This window comes from Paenibacillus sp. An7 (assembly GCF_009870785.1).
Lineage (GTDB): Bacteria > Bacillota > Bacilli > Paenibacillales > Paenibacillaceae > Paenibacillus.
In genome coordinates this window covers 1-25121 of record NZ_WTWX01000001.1, presented here as the reverse complement: position 1 = coordinate 25121, position 25121 = coordinate 1, and the positions used below count along the sequence as shown (strand labels likewise).

The window sequence follows — 25121 nt, the reverse complement described above, 5'->3', positions numbered from 1 at the left end:
AAGGAAGTGTATATTCTCACCTTTGTAAAGAGAAGCATCGAATAGCAGCTTAACATCTTCGTGATTCATTCCTCATATGATATATGCCAAAAATATAATAAAAGGACTAGGTATGAATAATAAAAAGAGTTTTCCTTTATGGGTAATGCTGATTTCTTTGGTTTTAATAGCAGGTGTTCTTTTTGTAGTAGGTCACCTCATTTCAGCTGAAAAGCAGAAGGAGAAGAAGAGTAAAATGCAAACTTATGTAGAAAAAATGCAGCCAGGATGGAACCTCGGAAATACGTTTGATGCGGCAGGTGATGAAACATCGTGGGGGAACCCACGCACCACTAAAGAGTTGATCGCTGAGATTGCGGAACAAGGGTACAACAGTATCCGTATTCCAATCACGTGGAAGCATCGTATGGGCGATGCTCCTGACTATATGGTGGATCCGGATTTTATGAGAAGAATTGAGGAAGTTGTAGATTGGTCACTGGATGAAGGACTGTATGTCATGATTAATATCCATCACGACTCCAGCGAATGGGTGAGGTACATGGATACGAATCATGATGAAGTATTAGAGCGATTTAGTACCTTGTGGACACAAATAGCAGATCATTTCAAAGATCATCCCAACAAGCTCATGTTTGAGAGTATAAATGAACCTCGATTCTCAGAGGATTGGAATAAAGACGAACCTGAGTATTTTACGATGCTTGGTGAATTAAATGATTCTTTTCATCACATCGTGAGGACTTCTGGAGGGAAAAATGAAAAACGCCCGCTAGTTATTCCTAGTATAACGACCTCTGCTTCCGAATTCAGATTAGAGGAACTATACAAGACAATAACCAGTTATAACGATCCTAATCTAATTGCGACCATTCATTATTACGGATTTTATCCTTTTAGTGTCAATATGGCAGGAGCAACTCGGTTTGATGAAGATGCTAAGAAAGATATCATCGATACGTTTGATCGGACATATGAGCGGTTTACGAAGGAAGGGATTCCAGTCATTGTGGGGGAGTTCGGGTTACTCGGATTTGACAAGTTTTTGGGGACTATCCAGCAGGGAGAGAAACTGAAATACTTTGATTTTGTAAATGATTATGCCACTCAAAAAGGGTTTACTACGATGCTGTGGGATAACGGTCAACACTTTAATCGCAGGGAGTTCCAATGGTTTGATGAAGATTTGTATGCTGTTATCCAAGCTGGTTTCAAAGGTCGTTCTTCCCATGCGACATCTGATCTTGTCTATTTGAAGAAGGGGGAGAATGTACAGGACGTATCCATTCCTCTTGAGCTTAACGGGAACGAATTTCAAAATGTAAATATGAACGGAAAGACACTAATAAAGGGCCAAGATTACACTATTCATGAGAATATACTCACTCTAAAAGCCAACTTCCTTGGTCAGTGGTCTGATACTGCTTATGGAAAGCAAGCAGAGCTCCGTATCATTTTTAATTCAGGAGCCGATTGGAAACTTAACATAATTACCTGCGATGTACCTGAGCTAAGTGAGGCGTCTGGATCTTCGGATGAGCTGATCATTCCAGTCCAATTCAATGGAGATGAGCTGGCTACGATGGAATCGCTGTATGAGAATGGACGAAATGCAGGGCCAGCGGATTGGACTTCGTTCAAAGAATTCGGGCACTCATTCATTCCATCCTATGAGACAAATGAGATCAAATTAACGAAAGCTTTCTTTAATGAAATCAAGGATGGGAAAGTGATTTTGAAGTTCCATTTTTGGAGTGGCGAAATGATAGAGTACATCATTGAGAAAGAGGGGACTAGCGTAACCACCATTAAATCTTGAGGTAGTTGTCGTTCCGTTCTGAAAAAACAAAAAAATTCACCTTTTAAGCCTCTCAAGCGATGGGAATTACTGAGCTGAAGAGAAGTTTGGCAGAACGATCAGTGGAAGAGATCCTAAGCAGTTATGAAGATGCAAACCGCGTCTCAAGCTGGGCAAAATCAGGTGTAGCACATAGCTTGCAGGCAGGTATTGTCTCCGGAAGAAGTTCACGGGTTCTAGCGCCCAAGGCGTATATTACCCGCGCTGAAGCAGCTAAATTAACTCATGAACTGATGAAAAAATCAGGGCTGTTCTAGTCTTACGTAAACAGGTTGTAAAGTAAAATCGATAAACAAAGAGAAAGGGCAGTCCTTAATTGGATTGCCCTTTCCCTTTGTTATGATGATCAATTATGCATTTCTATGATTTCTGTGTTAATAAATTCTGGCATTGTTTTATCTTGTGATAGACTGCGCAAGGTGTTAATGATCGCTTGGCCCCAATTCTGCTCATTTTGGGAGATGATGCGGGTAATTTGACCGTTTTCGAGGGATTGATTGATATAGGGAGTAAGACCGAGCGCGACATTATATCTTTTAAGCCCTTTGGCTTTCCAGACTAGAACCGAACTTGAACTAGAAACGAAATCCAGGTTGATCAGCGCACTGAAGTGCGGGTGAGCCGATATCATTTCTTCCAACTGCTGAATGGCTTTTTCTTCGCTGGCATGGTTATGGCGAACTTCGAGCACGTCTATTTCGGTATACTCATGTAAATAATCCTGAAACCCTTTTAGCCGCTGAGTTAATCCAAGCATTTGCGGCATGCCAGACTGGACCAGGACCATCCCCTTGCCGCCAAGCAAATTGTCTACGGTTTGGGCAATTACTTTACCCGTCTTATAGTTATCCGCACCGATAAATGCATTCCGCTTACTGGACGGAGAGTCCGACTCGAAGCATATCACAGTGATTCCGCTGGTCACCGCTTTGTCGATGACGTCAATTAGAGCTTCGGAGTCCACCGGAATAATAGCTATGCCGTCAACCTTTTGCTTGATCATCATCTCCATGATTCGAATCTGTTGCTCTAAGTTGCTTCATCTGGCGCTTGAACGATCAGTTTAATGTTATAATCGCTGGCTGAGGATTCTGCATTTTCCGTAATCATCTCGTATGTGCCGTTTACCATAGGATAGATGATGCCAAAGGTTAGTTCAGGATCGTTTTTTGAAGGGAGCGAAAGAACCTCTTGATTCTGATTCCATGTCTCCATTGTAGTACGAGACTCCATACATCCACAGAGAATAAATGAGATTCCGATTAGTAACGTCAGCGTCTGAACGGCTTTGAATCGGAAATTCACAAGCGATCTCCCTCTTTCGCAGTGATCTCAACTGACTCACCATCAAGTCCATGTTTGCGATATTCGATTGGTGTCATTCCGGTTACTTTCTTGAACAGGTTAGAGAAGTAATGTTGATCACTGTAACCTACTTGAAAAGCAATCTCGAAGGTTTTGCAGCGAGTTGTTTTAAGTAATACTTTCGCTTTGCCAATCCGCGTGGCGGTTAAGTACTCTGTCATGGTCTGTCCGGTTTCTTGGCTGAATACTTTGCTGAGGTGGCTTGAGCTTACTCCTATCTGTCTTGAAGTTTCATGAAGGGAGAGCTGGTCATTGTGATAATTCTGACGAATATAGAGTTTGACTTTTTCAATTAACTCTCCATACTTATCAGACCCTTTAGACCGCCAGACCCATAGCTGTTCATATACTCCAAGTAAATAACGAAGACATTCTTCCACATTTGAAATGTTCCGAATTTCCTTTTGCAACTCATGTATCATTTCTGCTTGATTTCCTTCTGTGCGGAACGTTAACTTTGCGGTCTGGACTAATTCCAAGGTGATATCGTTGATCAGGTAGTAGGCATACATTGAATTAAAACTGATCTGATGAAGGCCGGTCCCAAGCTGACGAATAAAAGAGGGCGCTTCTTGAGGATTACCTACCTTAAGAAACTCAATTAGACTGTAGCGGTCAAGCGGCACACTGCCTGGTGTCTGGTCGATTGAGGACTCAATCAGAGCTGCTTTGTTCTGCTTTGACAGCTTCTTGATCATTCGGTCATCTTCGGCCTCTTGGAAGGAAAGATGAATGCCTTGAAGGCGTTCGTGGACACTTCCGCAGCTGATGGACAGTTGCAAGTTAAGATGAATACTTCGTTGTTCCAGTACTTGGATCAGAAGATCAATTCTAGTTGATATTTGATCCGGGAGGCTGTCCTTTAGAATAATAACCGTTTCTGTACGGCTGCGTCTAAAGTAATAAAGCTCGGGGTACTCAATTAGTGTATTCATTACAACTAACTCTGCCGCTTGAATCTTAGAATGTACAAGACTCGATTCGTCCAAGATGGATGGAACAATAGATAAGATAACGACAGCGTAATAAGGAGCGATAAGCTGCAGATTCAGCTCAGCAGCTGCTTCGATCGCGGCTCCTGTACCAATTAGTCCTCCGCAAAGGTCGGCATATAGCTTATCAGGACTATACATATTCTTCTGTTTCAATCGATTCTCTTCATCAATCCTGGTACTGACCGCATTCAGCAACTGGAGTAGTTCCGCGGCGCTAACTGGTTTCAGGCAGTAATCCTCGGCCCCAAGCCGAAGGGCGGTTTGGGCATAATGGAAATCATCATGGCCGCTTAAGATGATGATTTTGATGTCAGGAAATCTTTGTCTAACTACGGAAGCCAGCTCGAGACCATTCATAAAAGGCATTTTAATATCGGTGATTAGAATATCTGGTACTTGTTCTTCAATGAGCGGCAGTGCTAACTCTCCGTCAGGAGCATCACCGCAATATAAGAAACCTTCCTTACTCCAATCGATAGAATCCCTGATGCTCTCACGAATCAAAATTTCATCGTCGACGAGTACAATTTTCTTTATCGTCAGTTCCCCCTGTTTTTATTTTTAGGTATTCGTACAAATATGGTCGTACCGGCACCTGCGGTACTTTCAAGTTCAACTCCGTATTCACAGCCGAAATAAAGCCGCAATCGTTGATGTACATTCTGCAGTCCGAAACCTCCTTCGGCGGGTTCTTCTTCCTCAGACTGGAGGGGTTGTTCGAGCTGATGTCTTAGCATTGCTAGTCGATCTGGTGGAATTCCTATCCCATTGTCAGTAATAGTAAGAATAACGGCTGATAATTCCAAATGACCTCCAATGACAATAAGGCCCTTTCCTCTTTTATTTTTAATTCCATGATACAAGGCATTTTCTATCAGCGGCTGAAGAGTCATGTTTAAAATCGGATAATCTAAAAGTTCAGGATCGATGTCGATCCGATAGTCGAGTATATCCCGGTATCGCATCTGTTGAATAATCAGATAGCTGTTGGCGTGGGCTAATTCAGTGCGAATCATTACCCAGTCTCGTCCCTTATTTAAGCTGATCCTGAACAGGTCAGATAAAGCTTTCACCAGCTGGATTACTCCCTCGTTTTTGCCCGCTTCGGCCATCCAGATAATTGAATCCAGTGTGTTGTATAAAAAGTGAGGATTAATTTGAGCTTGCAGTGTTCGCAGTTCTGCTTTTTGCAGCTGCTGTTGTTTCCGTATACTTTGTTCCAAAAGTTCTTTTATCTTCTCCACCATTATGTTGAAGCTTTGCCCGAGATCCGCAATTTCATCTGTTCCAACCGGTTTAACTTTAGCTTCAAGATATCCGCTTGCAGTAAGCCTCATTTTATGCTGAAGAAGCTGGATAGGCCGGGTTAGCCGCTTGGTCAGCAAGTAATGAAGCGTAATTGCAAATACGATACTGAGCACTACGCTAAGTATGATCAGCTGCCTGATGCTATTAGCTTCGGCAACGATCTCTTGCAGCGGAGCGATACCGATAATCGTCCAGCCTGTAGCAAGAGAAGCAGTATGTACGATAAAACGCGGTTGACCGCCCGTTCGCAGTACATATCCGTCTCTACTAGACTGATCTGGAAAAGGAAGGGGCGTATTTTGAATGATGTTCCTGTCATCGTTCCCTATGGGAGGGACAAAAATCGGATTGTTATGCTGATCCAGAATATAAAAAAATCCCGTCTTGCCGATCTTTACCTGATCGCAGAACGTCTTAATAAACGAATCGTCTAAATCCACTGTAATAAACCCAATGACTTCATGGGTAATTTTTTGCTTAACTGCTGCCATAATCGAAATGACTCCCCGATCTTCATAAGTAAAACCATCGATTTGATCAAGGCTGTTCATTTGCGCGGATGGAATTCGCAGCACGGAATCAGGGTTCTCAGCAAGCGTCTGAAAATGTTGATTCCGCAGTGGATTCGTATTGGACTGAAAAATCCCTCTGCGTTCGCTGATTCCTTTTCCATAAAGATTAATCAAGCTAATATTGAGTACGCTTTCGTATTTGTATGTGTCTCGGTAAAGAGAAAAAGTCCGAAGAATATCTTTTGCTTCCTGATAAGTCTCTGACGGTGATTGGAGAAAATGGATAACCTTGGGGTTATTGCTTAGTTCCAGAAGCCTCTCGGTATCTATAAACAAATTATCGATATTGGTCCCTAGCATTTCAGCTTGGAGCATAGTGGATGCTTTACTGTGGCTTGCAACTGAATGGTAGGATTTCTGATATGAAATCATTCCCACCGTCATTAGCGGTATGGTGGTGAGGACAATAAACAAAGCCAGCAGTTTTGTCCTTAGGCTTGACGAAATCCATCGCTTCATCCTCATCAGCAGTTCCTCTCAGGGGATATGGTTCTAACCACTTATAGTGTATACCAACTATGATCTATTCGAAAGAAGAAAAAGTAAGCGCAACCAAATATTATACTTTTTAATTAAAAAATCACACTACGAAAAACAAGATTGTGATGAAAATCGAAAAATTAGGAAACAAACGCATAAGACAGTCCATATCATGTTGTTTTGTAAGCGGTTTATAATTAGGCAACGCCAGGGAATGGTGATTGATGAGGGGGAGAACAACAGTTATGAAGAGATTTGGAAAAATAAGTTTGGTGTTATCGTTAACCTTGTCCATGTTGATGCTTGGAGCTTGCAGCAGCAATAACAGCGGAGGTGCTGCAGAGGAGAACGCTGGTGGCAATTCCGGAACCAAATCAACGAAAAGCATCACGCTCGGTTTCTCTCAAGTTGGAGCAGAAAGCGGCTGGCGCAGCGCAAACACAAAATCAATTCAGGATTCTGCAAAAGAGGCAGGATACACCTTAAAGTTCTCGGATGCACAGCAGAAACAGGAGAACCAAATCAAAGCTCTCCGTTCATTTATCCAGCAAAAAGTGGATGTCATTTCTTTCTCACCAGTCGTGGAATCCGGGTGGGATACGGTACTTAAAGAAGCCAAAGATGCAGGAATTCCCGTCATCTTAACTGACCGGGCAGTCGATTCAAAGGATACTTCGCTGTATGTTACATTCCTCGGATCAGATTTTGTAGAAGAGGGACGAAAAGCTGGTCAATGGCTGACTGAACAATATAAGGACGCAGCTGAAGATATTAATATCGTTGAACTGCAAGGAACAACAGGTTCTGCTCCTGCAAATGACCGGATGCAAGGATTCAAAGAAGTGATCTCGAGCAATCCGAATCTTAAGATTATTGCTTCGCAAACGGGCGATTTTACACGGGCTAAGGGGAAAGAAGTTATGCAAGCTTTTCTGAAAGCCCATAAAGATATTGATGTTTTATATGCACATAACGATGATATGGCGCTTGGTGCCATTCAAGCTATTGAAGCTGCAGGGCTAAAGCCTGGGGAAGATATTATAATTATCTCAGTTGATGCGGTTAAGGACGGAATGCAGGCTGCCAGTGAAGGAAAAATCAACTTCATCGTTGAGTGTAACCCGTTGCTCGGACCTCAGTTAATGAAGGTGGTTCAAGATGTGGTCGATGTTAAATCGGTTGAAGCCCGTATTGTAACGGAAGAAACGACGTTTACCTCTGAACAAGCTAAGGAAGCTCTGCCGAACCGTCAATATTAAACCTAACTTAGTATTTCAAGAAAAAATGGTTTACAACGCCACTCCGCCCCCTTCTTAGCCAGCGGAGTGGTAGTAGTTTTCTAAGCCAAGGAGTGGATGAAGTAATGAGTGATGCTACCCCCTTATTGCAAATGAACAACATACATAAACGCTTTCCAGGAATCAAAGCGCTTACCGATGTAAGTCTCCGCCTTTTTCCAGGAGAGGTTCATGCGCTGATGGGTGAGAATGGTGCAGGAAAATCCACGTTGATTAAAGTGCTGACCGGAGTGTACTCCATCGATGAGGGGACTGTAGAGATGGAAGGTAACCCAATAAATATTCACAGTCCATTAGAGTCACAGGCGGCCGGAATCAGTACGGTGTACCAGGAAGTTAATCTATGTCCCAATCTAACAGTGGCTGAGAACATTTTTATTGGGCGAGAACCGCGTAAATTAGGCCGAATTTTATGGAAAGAAATGAACCGAAAGGCAGAGAAGCTACTGAAAGATCGCCTGAATCTGGATATAGACGTAGATCAGCCTTTATACATGTATTCAGTGGCTGTTCAGCAGCTGATTGCGATTGCCAGAGCATTGAATATATCTGCTAAAGTTCTGATCCTGGACGAACCAACCTCAAGTCTAGACAAAAATGAGGTCGAGCAATTATTCCTTGTCTTGAGAAAGTTGAAAAGTGACGGCCTTGCTATTCTTTTTGTTACTCATTTCTTGGATCAAATGTATGAGATTTCGGACCGGGTGACTATTCTCAGGAATGGTGAATTTGTAGGTGAATATCTAGCAGAAGAGTTAACAAGACTTGATCTTGTTTTGAAGATGATCGGTAAAGAGCTGAATTTGTTGGAAGAACTGCCTGTTCTGACAGAAACGAATAAAGATAAACCAAACGAGGAGCTCCTGAGAGCGGAGGGTCTTGGTCGAAAGGGAGCAATTGAGCCATTTAATCTGACAATCAATGAGGGAGAAGTGGTTGGCCTTGCAGGCCTTTTGGGTTCTGGCCGCACCGAAGCAGCGCGGTTACTGTTCGGAGCAGATAAGGCTGATACCGGTAAGCTGAAGTTTGCAGATGGAGGAGAAACCATACATTCACCGCGTGATGCTATTCATCGGCAGATTGCCTTTTGTTCAGAGAATCGAAAGACGGAAGGCATTATTGGAGACCTAACGATCAGGGAAAACATTGTTTTGGCTTTGCAGGCTAAACAGGGCTGGCTCAAGACAATATCCCGCAAGCGGCAGGACGAGATTGTAAATGAATATATCCGTATTCTAAATATTAATCCACCAAATCCTGATCATCTGATCAAGAATTTAAGTGGAGGAAATCAGCAAAAGGTATTACTCGCCAGATGGCTTTTGACGGAGCCAAATTTGTTAATACTGGACGAACCGACCCGAGGAATTGATATTGGTGCAAAAGCAGAAATTCAGAAGCTGGTATTGTCACTTTCACGTGAAGGAATGTCTTTTGTGTTTATTTCTTCAGAGCTCGAAGAGGTAATACGCGTCAGCGACCGAATCGCTGTGCTGCGTGACCGACATATCGTAACGGAAATTTCAGATAAGGATATGAACCAGCATACAATCATGCAGGCGATAGCAGGGAGTTGAGGTCATATGAAAACCATTTATAAACATCATTTATTCTGGCCGCTGTGCGTACTGGCTGCACTAATGCTATTTAATTTTATTTATTCTCCTGATTTCTTTTCAATTACACTGCAAAACGGACATTTATACGGCAGTCTGATCGATATTCTCAACTTTGGAGCCCCTCTGATCTTGGTAGCGATTGGGATGACGCTTGTAGTGGCTACGAGAGGGATTGATTTGTCTGTCGGATCGATCGTGGCGATATCAGGTGCTATTTCCTGTCTTTCTATCAGTAAAGCTTCGGATCAGAATATGCTCTCCTTGATCCTGTTGTCGGTGCTTATGTCAGTGGGACTATCTCTAATTCTAGGTATATGGAATGGGGTGCTGGTATCCGCAGTTGGAATTCAGCCGATCATTGCCACTTTGATTCTTATGGTGGCTGGGCGGGGAATAGCTCAACTCATTACGGGAGGGCAGATTATCACCGTAACTAGTGAAAAATACTCCTACATCGGTTCTGGTTCCCTTGCTACTTTACCATTCTCCATCTTTGTAGTTGCTACTGTTCTCGTAATTGCAGCACTGCTCACACGTAAGACTGCACTTGGGCTGTTCATCGAATCAGTGGGCTGTAACCCGGTAGCGAGTCTGATGTCTGGTATTCGAGCCCACTCGGTCATCATATCTGTTTATATGTTTTGCGGATTGTGTGCCGGCATAGCTGGATTGCTGTTAAGTTCAAACGTATCTAGCGCAGATGGCAATAACGCTGGATTATGGTATGAACTTGATGCAATTCTTGCAGTCGTAATCGGCGGAACTTCACTTAACGGAGGACGATTCTATTTGCTCGGAACGGTTGTAGGCGCCTTGATTATTCAAACGCTGACTACAACGATCTATATGATTGGCGTTCCGCCGGAGATTACGTTAGTTGTGAAAGCTTTCGTAGTTCTTATGGTCTGTTTAGTTCAGTCACCTGCTTTCCGATCCGCCATTGCCTTGCGCTGGAAAACGCGGCATTATCCAGGAGAGAAGGAGATTTCACGCCATGTATCTTAAAAGCAAATACATTCCCATTATTGTAACGATAACGTTGTTTCTGATCATGTTCGTTGCAGGATCTTTTCTATATACTGGCTTTTTCTCTCTGCAAGTGCTGTTGAATCTATTTGTAGATAATGCTTTTCTGCTGATCACGGCTGTTGGTATGTCCTTTGTCATCCTCTCAGGTGGGATTGATTTGTCTGTCGGTTCAATGATTGCGCTCACGACAATGGTGTCAGCGAGCTTAATTCAGCAGCAGGGGTGGTCTCCTGCAATCGTTATTCCGCTAGTACTGGTTATGGGTGCCCTATTCGGTTCCGGAATGGGAGCTATCATTCATTATTTTAAAATTCAACCGTTTATTGTGACTTTAGCAGGGATGTTCTTGGCTCGTGGATTATGCTATGTAATCAGTATTGATACGATAACAATTGATAATGCCTTCTATACCACGGTTGCTCAGACGAAAATCACACTCCCAGGGGGAAGCTTTATTTCAATTAGCGCTATTATTGCTTTGATTGTTACAGCCGCTGCAATCTTTATCGCACACTATACTCGGTTTGGCCGCAATGTGTACGCTCTTGGAGGGAACGAGCAATCAGCACTCCTCATGGGGCTTCCGGTAGTGCGAACGAAAGTACTAGTCTACACGTTTAGCGGATTCTGTTCTGCATTAGCCGGAGTTGTGTTTACGTTCTATATGTTGTCAGGATATGGGCTGCATGCCGTGGGATTTGAGCTGGACACAATTGCTGCGGTCGTCATTGGTGGGATTTTACTTACTGGAGGGGTCGGTTATGTCCTTGGAACTTTCTTTGGTGTTCTGATTCAGGGAGTAATCCAAACCCTCATTAGCTTTGATGGCACGCTCAGTTCATGGTGGACGAAAATCGTTATCGGCTTGCTTCTTTTCGTCTTTATTCTGTTTCAGCGAATACTCAGTGAAAGACGTGCGGTTTTAAAGCAGTAATTGCTGTCCATACGTTAGAAATGCTGATACAATTAACATCGGGAATCCAGTTCTGACCCAGTTCTGGTTATCCGGTGTTTTTTTGTATTTGTATGTAATCGCTATCATTGATAGATAGGGGGTGCTAGTAACAGTGGTGAAATGGCTGATATGCCTCATTTTTTTGTTGTTAACTGGTTGTTTTCAAACAGGAGATAGGATGGCCCAGCCTTCGATTGCGCCAGCGGAAATTCCGACAAATATTAATAATCCATCTGCAGAGCTGCCTGCAGCCAAACCCATTGTAATTGGTTTCTCCCAGTTAGGTTCAGAGAGTACCTGGAGAGCTGCAAATACGAATTCGATCAAAGCGGCAGCCCGTGAGGCTGGTATCACTTTAATTATGAAAAATGCTCAGCAATCTCAAGAAAACCAGGTGGAAGCAATCCGTTCGTTTATAGAGAGCAAAGTAGATATCATCGCAATCGCGCCTGTCGTACAGACGGGTTGGGATGATATTCTCAGGGAAGCCAAGCAGGCAGGTATTCCTGTCATCATTCTTGATCGAGCTGTTAATGTCAAAGACCACTCCCTATATGTAACCTGCATTGGTTCAGATTTTTTTGAAGAAGGGGTAAAGGCCGCTAAATATATGCTGGACAAAATGCGTAACCATTCAGGACGAATAAAAATTGTCGAACTCCAGGGTACAACGGGGTCAACGCCTTCGATTGACCGTGGACGGGGGTTTAGGGAAATGATTAAGGGGCAGGATGCCTTTAAAATTACGCTGACAGAGTCTGCAGATTTTACAACGGCTGGGGGATACAAAGTCATGCGGGAATTTCTGAGGCTGCCTGATGAAGAATGGCCGCAAGTGTTATTTTCCCATAATGATGACATGGCTATTGGCGCAGTCAAAGCGATTCAGGAAGCTGGGCTGAAACCAGGCACAGATCTTATTATTATTTCTGTTGATGGGACGCGGCGGGCTTTTGAACAAATGATTGTTGGAAATATAAATGCAGTCGTTGAATGCAATCCATTTCTGGGTCCTTTATTGATGCAGGCTGCCCAAGAGATTATGTCGGGACGTACTCTTCCAAAACGGATGGTACCTCCGGAAGATATTTTTCCTCAGGAACTGGCGGCAATGGAAGTAGGGAATCGCACATATTAAGGGGGGATATGAATGTTTCTTAATAGAGCGACATTAGCAGACAGAAGTGAATTTTCGTTAACAGACCACTTAACAAATTGTTATGAACGCTACTCTACTATTGAACCCGATGTAAAAGCTTTTATTCCTGAAGATGATCTAAATAATCGTTTAAAAAGAGATCTCAGTAGTTTATTAGATGCTCGTATTTCACTTGACGGAGTTATACTGCTATCTCCTCATTCGATACCATCGGATTTTTGACACAGGATACCAACAGCATGATCTATGCAAGTTCTTATTTCATTCCTAACTGGCACCCCGGGTCGGAAACGCCATTTCTAGACCTCGTTGTTTCAGCACGTTCGATTTCCCTTGCCCAACATATTGTATCGGCTGGCGCAATTGTAGAAGATGGAAATGGAAATATCCTTTTAGTAAAAGCCCATGACGATGGTTGGGTGTATCCTGGTGGGATAACAGAAGTTGGAGAAAATCTGATAGATGGCGTGATTCGTGAAATCAAAGAGGAAAGTGGAATAGACGCGACGGTTAGCCATGTAGTTAGCATTGTTTCTAATACAGCGATCCATAAATGGTATGACGGTGTGACTGATGTTCCTACGAAGGTTATGTTTGATTTCGTGTGCAAAGTGGTGGGTGGAGAGTTAGCGATTTCCGATGAAACGAGCGATTGCAGGTGGGTTCCAAAGGAAGATGTTTTGGATTTCATTACTTTACCTGCTATCCGCATGCGTTATGAAGCTTATTTAAACTTTAACGGCTCTGTAAATTATATGGAGTATGTCACCACGACAACCTCAGAATGTAGTATCAAGCTGCAAAGGCATGTTTAATTGTTAAAGAGCAATATATCCACTTTTTTTATGAATCTTTTACAAACAGAATAGTAGTGCAGAAACAGCATAGAACCGTTTGCCGGTTGGCAGCAGCTCTATTTTTCGTTAATCATACGGGTAGTTTCCGTAACAAATCTATTCCATCTTCGTCTAAAAAAGTAGAGGATTTTACGCGAAGGAGTTGAAATAATGAGAAAGTTAGTTATAGGAGTAGCCTTAGCACTTGCCATATGTATATTTAGCGGTTGCAATGCGTCGCTCGAAGCCACTAAGGCGGATTATATTATTTCGAAGGAAGACCAAAGTATCTTAGTAGCGAAGAATATTACACAGAAAGATTCTGAAAGTAAGACCTTTACTGAGCTCAAAAAGAATAATATCGAATTAATCACTTATATTGTCGAGGATACCCAGCTCTATAACGAGCTTGAGATAGGTGAAAAAGTCAATGTAACCCCAAAAACGAATGACAAAGGTGAATATGCTGTAATGCAGTCCGATCCCCCGCAAATTATAGCTGGTCAGATAGAAAGACTTAAGGACTGATAAGACGATTGTGGTGTCGCTGTTAAATTAACGGGCGGATGATAGTTGTTTGAACGGGGAAAAAAGCAGGGTAAATTCCGCCCCTTATCGATCTGATAAAAACAATTACGATTATACCTAAATAGATCAACTTTGCTTTAAGTTTAGGTGAAGACATTACTTCAGGCCCCATTTCAACACATTGATGTAGGTTATTAAGTTTCGTTTTTATTGATCTTCTATTTCACTGTTATTTCAACTGCTTCAAACATATGATTATTGACTTGTCTACTCCATGCTTCGACTTCAAGCCCTTCTTGTAATACATCAAAACCGGATTCTGTTCGTTTGACATCACTTGACTGGTGAAAAAACATTGTATTTTTAGTTACTGTTAACACATCTCCGGTATCGAGTTGTATAGAATGGAGTACTTGATCTCCAAGCGCTAATCCCAGAACAAGACTACCCGATAGTACATACCACTTCTTTTTAGTCTTCAACTTCTTACATCCTTCCTTCAGATACTTAAAATATGTAGACGTAATACTATTAAAAAAGTTACAAAGAGAAAACCTGTTTTCAAAATTCTATCAACTTAAGTCGCTTATATAATGAAAATAGAGGGTGAAAGGGGAGGATTATTAGATGCAGCATCGTAAACTAGGTAATACGGGAGTGGATATTCCGGTTATTGGTCAGGGAACATGGAAATATGGTGAAGATAGGAGAAAAGAAAAAGATGAGGTAGAGGCACTGCGTTATGGTATTAGAAATGGAGTTAATTTAATTGATACTGCTGAAGAATATGGCAATGGAGGAGCTGAGAAAATTGTTGGACAAGCAATTCATGATATCAGAAGCGACGTATTCCTAGTCACTAAAGTGTCAGCGAATAATTGTTCTTATAAAGGTGTCCTTGGAGCAGCAGAAGCAAGCTTAGATCGCTTAAAAACAGACTATATTGATTTGTATTTACAGCATTGGCCAAGCCAGCACTATGATGTTGCGGAGACGATGGAAGCTATGGCCGAACTAGTTAATAAGGGTATTGTCAGATATATTGGGGTAAGTAACTTTACTATCCAATTAATGCAAGAGGCCCAATACCACCTAGGCAGCATCCCGTTAGTATGTAATCAATTAGCTTACCATTTACACGATAGAAGAATAGAGAAGGATATTTTACCGTTTTCTAAAGACAATGGCATAACCATAATGGGATATTCACCATTTGGTTTTGCGCCACATAAATTTGGTATGAAAGGTTTTCCTCAATTCAATTCACCGGAAAGAAAGATACTGGATACCATCGGGAGCAAATATGATAAAACGGCATACCAGGTTGCGATGAATTGGATATTAAGACAGGAAAGTATAGTTACCATACCAAAGGCAGTTAACAAAAAGCATATTGATGACAATTTAAAAGCCCTAGATTGGGAATTAGATAAAGAAGATCTAGATCAAATTGAAAACTACTTTCCGCTATAAATCCATATGAAACTTTGATACATCGGCTGGTTGAATTAATACACCAAAGTCCAACAGTCCTTTATCAAACCGCACGGTAAGAGACTCAAACCAATCAATTAGTAAAATATTGTTGATCAGCTTCATACTTGTTAAGCTAATTGGGAACGATACTTTAACAAGTAGAGAAGACGACAAAATGGATCATCGCTACTTCGTGTAGACACTATAAAATAGATGTGTTTTCTTGGCGGCGATCTTTTCTCGATTATTCAACCGAGGGAAAGATCGCCATGTTTGTTTTGACATACATGAAATTCGTTAAAAGCTTTTGCTAAGACTGTGTAACGATAAATTTTCGTTTATGACATTACAAAATAATACCAAAGCTCTGAAAGGAATAAATAACCATGAGCTTACGCATTTACATATCGGAATATTGTGATATGATGATATGTGTAAAAGATATTGAGGTGAAGATATGACGAATATTCAATTTGATCAGGTTGAGTTATTTAAAGCATTATCTAATGAAGCGAGACTGAAAATACTATACTGGTTAAAAGATCCCACAACACATTTTGATACACAGCGACAAGGGATAGAGGAAATGAATGAAGTAGGAGTCTGTGTAAGTCAGATTAGAGATAAGCTGGGAATGAATCAGTCTACAACATCTCAATATTTAGCAACTTTACAACGTGCAGGCTTGGTGGAAGCTACTCGCATCGGAAAGTGGACGTACTATAAACGTAATGAGCGACTCATACATGAGTTAGCAAACTTTATAGGAACCAAGCTATAGAATTTTAGAAACAACACGAATAAATGAAAGAGAAAGAGGTACTAATCGTGAAAATTGAAATATGGTCAGATTATGCATGCCCTTACTGTTATATCGGAAAAGAAAGATTGGAAAAAGCAATGAATGATCTAGGAATTAAAGATCAAGTAAATATTGAAATGAGAAGTTTCGAATTAGATCCTAATGCGAGTTACAAAGTCGTATCTAGTACAGAAGATCGTTTCGCAAAAAAATATCGTTTATCTAATGCCATGGCGGCTGAAAGAATTAGACAGATCGAACAGTTGGGTAAAGAAGAAGGAATTGATTTTAGATATTCCACTACACAATATACAAACACGATGGATGCTCATCGCTTAACACATTATGCAGAAAAACAAGGGAACAAAACAATTGTAGAAGATTTATTCAAAGCCTATTTCACAGATAATTTAGAGTTAAGTGATAAAAATGCACTGAAAAAAATCGCTGTGAAAAACGGACTAGATGAAAATGAAGTAGAAAAAGTTCTGAATTCCAATGAATTCGAAAGTGATGTACGTAAAGATGAATCGCAGGCGTATTCAATGGGAATCCAAGCCGTACCTTTCTTTTTTATTAATGGAAAATTCACTTTGAATGGTGCTCAGAATGTAGAAACATTTAAAAACGCCTTAAAAGAAGCAATACAAGATGATATTCAGAACAATGATTTATCAGGAATGAGCTGTGGTATCGATGGATGTTATTAATAATCAAAGCATCGTACACCAATTAACGGTAAAAGATGTGTTTTCAACAAATGCATTTTTATATATAGATCAGGAAACGAAACATGGATTTTTATTTGATCCCGGTGCTGAGGCCGAAAAAATATTACGTGTAATAAAATCCAATGATTATCATATCGAAAAAATACTACTAACACATGGTCATTTTGATCACATAGGTGCAGTTGATAAAATTAGAAATGAATTGAATATTCCTGTTTACATGCACGAACTTGGGCATAAATATGTGCAAAATGCGAGAATGAACTTATCAGCTTTATGCAATCGACATGTCATTGTTGATGATGTGAATTATGTACAGTCAGGTGAAGTATTTGAACTGTCAGCTAATTCAGATTTTAAAGTAACGATGACACATACACCCGGTCATGCGATGGATCAAGTTATGTATTATAATGCACAGGATAAAGCAGCGTTTGTTGGTGATACCATCTTTAAAGGTAATATAGGATCTACACAATATGAAGGTGGAAATGAACGGGATCTGATGAAAAGTTTGAATATGATTCTATCCTTACCTGATGAAGTTGTTTTATATAATGGTCATACGGATAAAACAACGGTTGGTGATGAGAAAAAAAGATACGGTTTATAAAAATTAAAAGACATATTTTCTGTCGAGTACAGGAGATATGTCTTTTGTTCTTTATGAAATTCGAAGTGGAAATATTGTTCAACGAGATCTATAAGGTATTGAATCCACCGTCGCTTTTTACCTGGTGCTGAGACTATTCTTACCAGTTACAATTAATCTTTTGTCTATACGTGGCTTTTTGGCTCCCGCCGGTGTCTAATTAAATGTAAATCAAGAGGAGGTTCACACCATGTCAGGAGCTCATGACAACACTTCTGTTTATCCGGATGAAAAGGATCGCAATACAAGTTTCGATCACACGTATGAGCAGTATCGTGAGAGAATACGCAAATATTTCGCACTGAAAGTGAATCCGATGGCTGCAGATGACTTGACACAACAGGTATTTTTAAAAGCGGTTGAGAACTTTCACCGGTTTAAAGGCAACGCTCATTTGTTCACTTGGATCTTTAAGATTGCTCAAAATACAGTGAAGAACGAATATCGCAGGTTATCACGGCAAAAAGAATCACCATTTGATTTTACAGATTATGAATCGCAGTCCATCTCTCTTGAATTTACGAAACATGTGGATATTCGAATTGATATTAGTTCTGCGTTAAGAAAACTGAGTGAGCTTGACCAGGAAATTATTGCACTGCGTTTTTTTGTAGATTGCACCTTATCTGAAATATCTAAAATCGTTGGACTGCGCGAGAGTGCAGTGAAGAACCGATTATACCGAGCTTTAGAAAAATTAAGAAAAGAATTGAATGAATGGGGGGACATTGCCATCATGTCTATTCAAGATATGATTTCCATTGTTAATAAGGGTGACAGTCAAGGTACAAACGAACGTCTAAATAAGGTACATCAAGACTTATTTGATGAATTAAAGATAAATGTGGAACGAGTGACAAGCAAGTACAATCACCAACCTTCTCGTAAAATCGTTATTGAAATCTATCCCGACCTGCAAGCATTCCATCATGCAGTCGGCGAACCAGATGCACCGGATTGGTTTATGGGAACGTATGAAGGTCATATTCTGAAAATAGTTTCTCCCCTAAACCCTGGACCTGATCATACCTATGAGTCTATTTTAAAAGGGGCTGTTCATTTATTTACCATGTGGTTAATCGAAGATATTAATCCTGCAGCTCCCAAATGGATCAGACAGGGAATAGGCGGATACGAGGCCAAGCAGATGACCAAAGACTATATAAAAAGTTCAACGGAAGATGCCATTCGCAATTTGGCGATCCCTTCTTTTGATGATTTAGATAACGATACCTGGGACTTTGAAACGATGAAAGGATTTCAATTTTCTTATATGATGGTGGAATTTGTGATGGATCGGTACGGAATAGATGCGTTAAACAAGGTAATCCGAAATCCTCATGATTTTGAAGGGATTTTTAAGTGTACCAAGCCGGAACTGTATAAGCAGTGGGTAGAATATATCAAACCGTAATTTTAGTAACCTTGAGCCTGGTTATGAGCCAGGCTTTTTTGCTGTGAAAAATAAAGAAAGTCCCTCATGCTCATCCATTAATCAGTTTGTAGAATACATAATTTTCAATTTTACATACAATATCTTCACTTTAAACTAAAAAATGCCGATAACCTCTCTGTATGACCAAATATTGAAAAAAGTTCTTTTTTTAAGGAGGTAGGCTAAGAAAAGCCCGTCAGCGATATCTCATATTAGAAAAAATCAAAAGGAGATGTTAAAAATGGAAGCAACTACAAAGTTTTATAATGAAGGTAATATTATTTGGATAGATCTAGAAGGGTTTGCCAGTTTAGAGTTAACCAATCAGAAGGTTGCTGACTTGAAAGCTACTTTAGGTCCACACATTGCAACTCAAACAATTGTTATTGATTCTACAAATCTAGCAGTATTTAAACAAGAGATTCTACCGGTTTTAGCAGAGTGTTATGAGATCTACTCTAAATTTGGAAGATGCATTATGGTAGAAGCTAAGAAAACAATTGTTAACATTCAGCTTCATAATACAGCTAAAAAAGTAGAAGGGTTTACAGGTCAGTTTGTAAAAACAACGGAAGAAGCTAAAGCAATTCTAGGATTATAAGGAGTGTGTTTTGATTGCCCAGTGTTAGATTAAAACAGATTGCGGTGTATCATCCAGAGAACTCATATACGAATGAAGAAGTGGCTTCTTCTTCACCTGATCGAGAAAGACTTCTTGGGATGTGGTCTCATTTAGGAAGAGATAAAAGATATCTAGCAGATGGACAAGAAACCACCGTAACGATGGCGATTGAAGCAGCTAAAAAAGTACTGCAAGCAGCAAATATGAGTGGTGAGCAGTTAGATCTGATAACCATATCGTCTGGTACTCACGAATACAATATACCTACCGATGCAGCTTTTGTTCATAAAGCAATTGGTGGTAAAGATCAATGTGCTATCTATGATCAGAACGCGAATTGTGCAGGTATGGTTGTGTCATATGATCAAGTAAGTAGAGCAATGTTACATAATCCAAAAATGAAATACGCGCTTATCGTTGGATCTGAGCAAGTAGGCAACTTTTATAAGCCTGAAAACTTGGTACATATAGGTTTAAGCGGTGACGCTGCATGTGCTGTTATTCTAGAAAGAGTAGAAGAAGATGGGTACGGTTTAATTGATTCTTCTTATATTACCCATTCTGAAAGACCGGAAGATTTAGTATTACCTGAGCATGGATTTAAGAATTCAAAAGTAATTCAAACAAGAGTGTCCGATTCCTATAAAGTAGATAGTATGTTTGCTAAGGCACCCGCTGTAATAAATGATCTTACAAAAGATCATGGTCTTACCAAAGATGCCATCACCCATTATTCAATCTCACAGATCCTTTCGACAAAGATAGCTTACTTAGTTGAAGCATTAGAAGAAGATTCATCAAAGTTTACTTACGTAGGTAATAAATATGCTTATACGGGAACAACAAGCCCATTCCTTGCTCTGTATCATGCAATCGAAGATGGTAAGCTTAAGCAAGGGGATCACCACATCATGTGGTCGGTTGGAGCAGGTTTTACTTCCTGTGGATTATTAGCAAGATTATAAAAAGTGCAGCAGTTATTTTATGTTATTAGTCGTTCTTTTACGTTAAAAAGCAAATGAAAATAGCAGAACAAGAGGCTCTCCGAATCAGCGTGAGCCTCTTTGTTGTGCAACTCTCACAACTTCCATGTAAAAAATTATTGATTCCATTAGTAATCTTTTTACTTTGACGATTCATAGTTAGATAGTATCTCCATCTCATCTAATAACGAGTTAATTCCTTTTTTGCTCCTTCTATTTAGAAATGCATATTTCAAAATATTTAATGGATAATAATACCATTGACATTCTAGTAGATTTCAAAAATAATAGAATGTAATTGAATACTGGTACCTTTAATTCAGTCCAGAGAGGCTGACAAGGGCAGCGGATTTTATAATCACGCGAGAGTCAGGGCATAGTCCGTCAGGAGGATGCTCTGCATCTTCGCGCGGATTATGATGTGAAAAAAAGAGGCTACTTGTCAGTTTGAAACTTGACGAGTAGCCTCTTTTTTCTGCTTTTTGGTATCAGGAGACTTTAACTTGGAGGTATTCTGATGAGTAAACACGATCAAGAGTTTTCATGGCAAGAGGTGCCAAAAACGCAAAGAAACAATTTTAGAAAGACGTTTTCAGTAATGTTGGCGTTCACTTTCTTCTCGGCTAGCATGCTGGCAGGAGGGACGCTTGGAGTCAGTTTGACGTTTATGCAGTTCATGGGAATTGTGCTTGGGGGTAACTTGATTCTAGGCATTTATACCGGAGCGCTGGCACATATTGCTGCTAAAACAGGTCTTTCCACACACTTATTGGCCAAGTATTCGTTTGGCGGGAAAGGTTCATACCTGCCTTCGTTCTTGCTTGGTTTTACACAGGTAGGATGGTTCGGTGTTGGTGTGGCTATGTTCGCTGTTCCCGTTGCTAAAGCGATGGATTGGAACGTGTATCTGTTGATTTTCATATTTGGTTTAGCAATGACAGCAACAGCCATTTTCGGCATCAAGTCACTCGTTATTCTTGGGTATATTGCAGTTCCCGCTATCGCGATTCTTGGCGGTTACTCTGTATTTGAAGGAGTAAATACGCTGGGCGGTTTTCAGGGCTTGTTAGATTACATGCCGACTGAGTCGATTACCGTGGCAGCGGCACTAACAATTTGTATTGGATCATTCATTAGCGGCGGTACGTTGACGCCAGACTTTGCGCGTTTTTCTCAATCATCTAAACAGGCAGTTACGGCTACCGTTATTTCCTTCTTCTTAGGTAACTCACTTATGTTCCTGTTCGGAGCAGTTGGAGCAATGGCGTATAACCTTTCAGATATCTCTGAAGTTATGTTTCTGCAAGGGTTGATCGTTCCAGCGATCATCGTTTTGGGGCTGAATATCTGGACGACGAACGATAATGCCCTTTACGCTTCCGGGCTGGGTTTTGCGAATATCACTAAAATTTCGAAAAAGTTCTTCGTTATTGTTAACGGCATCGTGGGTACCGTATTTGCTATGTGGATGTATAACAACTTTGTTGGTTTCCTGAATGTGCTCGGCGCAGCAATTCCTTCGATCGGGGCTATCATTATTGCAGACTACTTCGTTGTGAAGCGTAGAAACTATAAGCCATTTGCCGAAATGACATTCAAAAATGTAAACTGGGTAGCGATGGTTGCATGGGCAATCGGTGTAGCTTTTGCTCAGCTGGCCCCAGGAATTACACCACTAAATGCACTAATCGGTACGGCAGTAGCTTATATCGTTTTAATGCTGGTCGTTCCTGCAAAAGAATCCAAAGAAATGGGGAATTTAAATGATTATACAGAACGCAAAATTGCGGGGTAAAGAAGGATTATGGAATATTGTCGTGAAAGACGGGAAGTTTGAGCAAATCACGCAATCTTTGGACACGACAGCGAATGAGGAAGTCCTTGACGTGAGCGGTGCCCTTGTGCTGCCGCCATTCATTGAACCTCATATTCATCTGGATACAACGTTAACAGCAGGCGAACCCGAATGGAATTTGAGCGGGACATTGTTTGAAGGTATTCAGCGTTGGTCTGAACGTAAGGCATTCCTGACACATGAAGACGTTAAAACACGTTCAAAAACAGCACTGAAATGGCAGGTCGCACAAGGCATTCAGCATGTACGGACGCATGTAGATGTGACCGATCCAAGCCTCACTGCTGTTAAAGCGATGCTCGAAGTGAAAGAAGAAATGGCACCATATGTTGACATCCAGCTTGTTGCATTTCCACAGGAAGGTATTCACTCCTACCCGAACGGCGTGGAACTAATGGAAGAGGCGCTGAAGATGGGCGTTGACGTGGTCGGCGGTATCCCTCATTTCGAATTTACGAGAGAATATGGCGTGGATTCAATGAAGGTTGCTTTTGACCTCGCTGAAAAATATGACCGTCTTATCGATATTCACTGCGATGAAATTGATGACGAACAATCCCGTTTCTTAGAAGTCGTAGCTAAAGAAGCTTACGAACGTGGCTTAGGTTCCCGTACAACAGCAAGTCACACGACGGCGATGGGATCTTATAATGATGCTTACACTTATAAATTGTTCAGACTACTTAAGATGGCGGATCTGAATTTCGTATCCAATCCGCTAGTCAACATCCACTTGCAAGGACGTTTCGACACGTATCCGAAAAGAAGAGGGCTGACTCGCGTCAAAGAATTGCAAGAAGCCGGTCTTAATGTGTGCTTCGGACACGATGATATCTTTGATCCATGGTATCCGCTTGGTACAGGCAACATGCTTCAAGTACTGCACATGGGTATCCATGCTTCTCAGCTACTTGGTTACGATCAAATCGTAAACTCCATAGATCTTATTACGAAAAATAGTGCAAGAACCCTGCATATCGAGGATATATACGGTATTGAAGAAGGTAAACCTGCGAACTTCATCGTTCTTGAAGCAGAGAATGAGTATGAGGCGATCCGTAAACAAGCTGCAGTGCTTTATTCATTCAGAGGCGGCCGCAAAATTGCCGAAACAAAACCTAGGGACACGTCAATCATTCTTGAGAATGGTTTGGAGAAAGTCACTTTCAATAAATAATTAGATGAAGCAAGCAATGTATCAAGCAATGCTTGCTTCATTAACTTTAAAGCCCCACATTGTATACAGGGTGAAAAGAGACCGCATACCGCGAACTCTACCTGCATACAAGAGGGGTTTTTTGTAATAATAAATTTTACATTATCTGGTATGTTATTTTTTAATGGCTGACTTAAAAGAATTTGGAGGGGTCTAAAAAAATCCATACAATTAACGCGATGTTTAAACTAGTTACACATAATCCACCTATAAGGTAACCTGTAAATACTCTGTTTCTCTTTTTTTGAAATATGATAAGTGGCACCAAGTAAAGCCATTGATAAAAACCAACAAATACATGATTTAATATAAAAAAACCATCATCTATAATACCAATTAACATCAAGCCATATGCACCAAAATAAAAAACGATTACATAAACAAAACTTAATAAAAAACCCGATAAAAATTTCCTGTTCAACTTCCCACAACCTTTCTTACAACTAAGAAGAGAGAATTACATAGTCGATCATTTGGTAAATAAAAGGACTTCTTGTTTTTTGAAAAAGAAACCAAGTCATACCATGTTGCAAACACTTGGATTCATAGCGACTCGCATTTTCACTGAGTTACTTTGAATATAAAAGACCTGGAAAACCTTATATTCATCGACGTAACCGTTTGATTATTTTGGTTCCAACCTACATTCGCATCTAATGCCTTTGATACCAAACTTATAGGCACCATTACTCGGTTATTGACGATCTGAGGAGCTACATCTGAAGTAACTTGTTGACCGTTAACCACGATCTTAATGTTCCCCTTAGCAAAAGCTAAACTAACCACGATGCTAAAAGATAAAACAACCACAAAAAGTGAGATGAATAGTTTCTTCTTTATTTTTATCGCCTCCATTTATAAAGTTATATAATGAAAGACGCTAACAAACGGATTGTAGTTACATGAATTGGTTTCACCATAGCGGTATGACACATTTTTGGGGAAGATAATAAATGAAAGATTATAAAATTTGGAGTGTACGATAATACATCTTTGAGAGGTATAAAAGGGATAATTTTCAATTAGAAAAACGCTTTTCAATATGATATATTACTTATGTCCTCTTAAGAAAGAGACTATTGCAATGTGAATTTGAGCTGTAATTATCATTTTTAACTCATTACGATTGATAGTTTATACTACCAGTTGAATATGTTTTAAAAATATGATAAATTATAAATCCGGTCGGAAAACTCCGAAAACTAAACGTCTGTTTCTTGATTCACACTTCGGTGTTGAACCCAAGCAAACGGGAAGAACATATGGATTTTCTGATAGATTTTAAGCTGCATGTTTGGTGGCGATAGCGGAGGGGTTCCACACGTACCCATCCCGAACACGACCGTT

25 protein-coding genes are annotated in these 25121 nt (G+C 40.5%); 19 read left to right on the top strand and 6 right to left on the bottom strand.

Annotation, left to right across the window (positions count from 1 at the left end; translation table 11 throughout):
• Positions 1–112 precede the first annotated feature (112 nt).
• Together GQY27_RS00125 and GQY27_RS00120 are read left to right on the top strand one after the other, a co-directional pair.
• Positions 113–1819 carry a cellulase family glycosylhydrolase gene (locus GQY27_RS00125; RefSeq protein WP_236570410.1) on the top strand — a complete coding sequence of 569 codons (1707 nt, stop codon included), beginning with the start codon at positions 113–115 and terminating at the stop codon, positions 1817–1819.
• 86 nt (positions 1820–1905) lie between these two features.
• Complete coding sequence (locus tag GQY27_RS00120; protein WP_236570409.1) at positions 1906–2115, top strand: S-layer homology domain-containing protein; 210 nt, start codon at positions 1906–1908, stop codon at positions 2113–2115.
• Between the two features lie 89 nt (positions 2116–2204).
• Here the strand turns inward: GQY27_RS00120 and GQY27_RS00115 are convergent, their stop codons facing one another.
• Genes GQY27_RS00115 through GQY27_RS00100 form a run of 4 tightly spaced genes read right to left on the bottom strand, consistent with a single transcriptional unit; the run spans position 2205 to position 6563 of the window.
• The gene (locus GQY27_RS00115) at positions 2205–2870 is read right to left on the bottom strand and encodes a sugar ABC transporter substrate-binding protein (protein ID WP_160031498.1); all 666 of its coding nucleotides are present in this window, start codon (positions 2868–2870) and stop codon (positions 2205–2207) included.
• Positions 2871–2887: 17 nt separating this feature from the next.
• On the bottom strand, positions 2888–3163 hold the full coding sequence (locus GQY27_RS00110; protein WP_160031497.1) for a hypothetical protein: 276 nt from the start codon (positions 3161–3163) through the stop codon (positions 2888–2890).
• Positions 3160–4746 carry a response regulator gene (locus GQY27_RS00105; RefSeq protein WP_268893005.1) on the bottom strand — a complete coding sequence of 529 codons (1587 nt, stop codon included), beginning with the start codon at positions 4744–4746 and terminating at the stop codon, positions 3160–3162. Before GQY27_RS00105 ends, GQY27_RS00110 begins: the two co-directional genes overlap by 4 nt.
• Positions 4747–4757: 11 nt before the next feature.
• Positions 4758–6563, bottom strand: a complete 1806-nt coding sequence (locus GQY27_RS00100; protein WP_160031495.1) for a sensor histidine kinase — start codon at positions 6561–6563, stop codon at positions 4758–4760.
• A gap of 260 nt (positions 6564–6823) precedes the next feature.
• Here GQY27_RS00100 and GQY27_RS00095 point away from each other — a divergent pair, with 260 nt between their 5' ends.
• From GQY27_RS00095 to GQY27_RS00060, 8 genes are all read left to right on the top strand, one after another.
• Positions 6824–7837 (top strand): ABC transporter substrate-binding protein, encoded by a 1014-nt coding sequence (locus GQY27_RS00095; protein WP_160031494.1) that lies wholly within the window; start codon positions 6824–6826, stop codon positions 7835–7837.
• Between the two features lie 104 nt (positions 7838–7941).
• Positions 7942–9453 carry a sugar ABC transporter ATP-binding protein gene (locus tag GQY27_RS00090; RefSeq protein ID WP_160031493.1) on the top strand — a complete coding sequence of 504 codons (1512 nt, stop codon included), beginning with the start codon at positions 7942–7944 and terminating at the stop codon, positions 9451–9453.
• Between the two features lie 6 nt (positions 9454–9459).
• Positions 9460–10500 (top strand): ABC transporter permease, encoded by a 1041-nt coding sequence (locus GQY27_RS00085; RefSeq protein ID WP_160031492.1) that lies wholly within the window; start codon positions 9460–9462, stop codon positions 10498–10500.
• On the top strand, positions 10490–11458 hold the full coding sequence (gene yjfF / locus GQY27_RS00080; protein ID WP_160031491.1) for a galactofuranose ABC transporter, permease protein YjfF: 969 nt from the start codon (positions 10490–10492) through the stop codon (positions 11456–11458). The genes GQY27_RS00085 and yjfF overlap by 11 nt, the downstream gene beginning before the upstream one ends.
• A 199-nt stretch (positions 11459–11657) precedes the next feature.
• Positions 11658–12617 carry an ABC transporter substrate-binding protein gene (locus GQY27_RS00075; protein WP_160031490.1) on the top strand — a complete coding sequence of 320 codons (960 nt, stop codon included), beginning with the start codon at positions 11658–11660 and terminating at the stop codon, positions 12615–12617.
• 12 nt (positions 12618–12629) lie between these two features.
• A complete protein-coding gene (locus tag GQY27_RS00070) occupies positions 12630–12860 on the top strand; it encodes a hypothetical protein (protein ID WP_160031489.1) in 231 nt (76 codons plus the stop codon).
• A 17-nt stretch (positions 12861–12877) separates the two neighbouring features.
• Complete coding sequence (locus GQY27_RS00065; RefSeq protein ID WP_328802917.1) at positions 12878–13453, top strand: NUDIX hydrolase; 576 nt, start codon at positions 12878–12880, stop codon at positions 13451–13453.
• A gap of 192 nt (positions 13454–13645) precedes the next feature.
• Positions 13646–14002, top strand: coding sequence for a DUF3221 domain-containing protein (locus tag GQY27_RS00060; protein ID WP_160031488.1), 357 nt, complete (start codon positions 13646–13648; stop codon positions 14000–14002).
• 218 nt (positions 14003–14220) lie between these two features.
• Here GQY27_RS00060 and GQY27_RS00055 read toward each other — a convergent pair whose 3' ends face one another.
• Positions 14221–14484, bottom strand: coding sequence for a hypothetical protein (locus GQY27_RS00055; protein WP_160031487.1), 264 nt, complete (start codon positions 14482–14484; stop codon positions 14221–14223).
• A gap of 145 nt (positions 14485–14629) precedes the next feature.
• On the opposite strand from GQY27_RS00055, the gene GQY27_RS00050 reads away from it, so the two are divergent.
• The 9 genes from GQY27_RS00050 to GQY27_RS00010 all read left to right on the top strand — a co-directional run bounded on the left by GQY27_RS00050 (position 14630) and on the right by GQY27_RS00010 (position 23735).
• A complete protein-coding gene (locus GQY27_RS00050) occupies positions 14630–15475 on the top strand; it encodes an aldo/keto reductase (RefSeq protein ID WP_160031486.1) in 846 nt (281 codons plus the stop codon).
• Between the two features lie 460 nt (positions 15476–15935).
• A complete protein-coding gene (locus tag GQY27_RS00045) occupies positions 15936–16259 on the top strand; it encodes an ArsR/SmtB family transcription factor (RefSeq protein WP_160031485.1) in 324 nt (107 codons plus the stop codon).
• Positions 16260–16306: 47 nt separating this feature from the next.
• Entirely contained in the window at positions 16307–16990 is a 684-nt protein-coding gene (locus GQY27_RS00040) for a DsbA family oxidoreductase (protein ID WP_160031484.1), read from the top strand.
• Positions 16977–17624 (top strand): MBL fold metallo-hydrolase, encoded by a 648-nt coding sequence (locus tag GQY27_RS00035; RefSeq protein WP_160031483.1) that lies wholly within the window; start codon positions 16977–16979, stop codon positions 17622–17624. The genes GQY27_RS00040 and GQY27_RS00035 overlap by 14 nt, the downstream gene beginning before the upstream one ends.
• A gap of 229 nt (positions 17625–17853) precedes the next feature.
• Entirely contained in the window at positions 17854–19077 is a 1224-nt protein-coding gene (locus GQY27_RS00030; RefSeq protein ID WP_160031482.1) for an RNA polymerase sigma factor, read from the top strand.
• A 262-nt stretch (positions 19078–19339) separates the two neighbouring features.
• Complete coding sequence (locus GQY27_RS00025) at positions 19340–19699, top strand: hypothetical protein (protein ID WP_160031481.1); 360 nt, start codon at positions 19340–19342, stop codon at positions 19697–19699.
• 14 nt (positions 19700–19713) lie between these two features.
• On the top strand, positions 19714–20685 hold the full coding sequence (locus GQY27_RS00020) for a 3-oxoacyl-[acyl-carrier-protein] synthase III C-terminal domain-containing protein (RefSeq protein WP_160031480.1): 972 nt from the start codon (positions 19714–19716) through the stop codon (positions 20683–20685).
• Between the two features lie 535 nt (positions 20686–21220).
• Positions 21221–22498, top strand: a complete 1278-nt coding sequence (gene codB / locus GQY27_RS00015) for a cytosine permease (RefSeq protein WP_160031479.1) — start codon at positions 21221–21223, stop codon at positions 22496–22498.
• Positions 22467–23735, top strand: coding sequence for a cytosine deaminase (locus tag GQY27_RS00010; RefSeq protein ID WP_160031478.1), 1269 nt, complete (start codon positions 22467–22469; stop codon positions 23733–23735). Before codB ends, GQY27_RS00010 begins: the two co-directional genes overlap by 32 nt.
• Positions 23736–24335: 600 nt before the next feature.
• Here GQY27_RS00010 and GQY27_RS21870 read toward each other — a convergent pair.
• The gene (locus tag GQY27_RS21870; RefSeq protein WP_268893000.1) at positions 24336–24629 is read right to left on the bottom strand and encodes a stalk domain-containing protein; all 294 of its coding nucleotides are present in this window, start codon (positions 24627–24629) and stop codon (positions 24336–24338) included.
• Positions 24630–25121 lie beyond the last annotated feature (492 nt).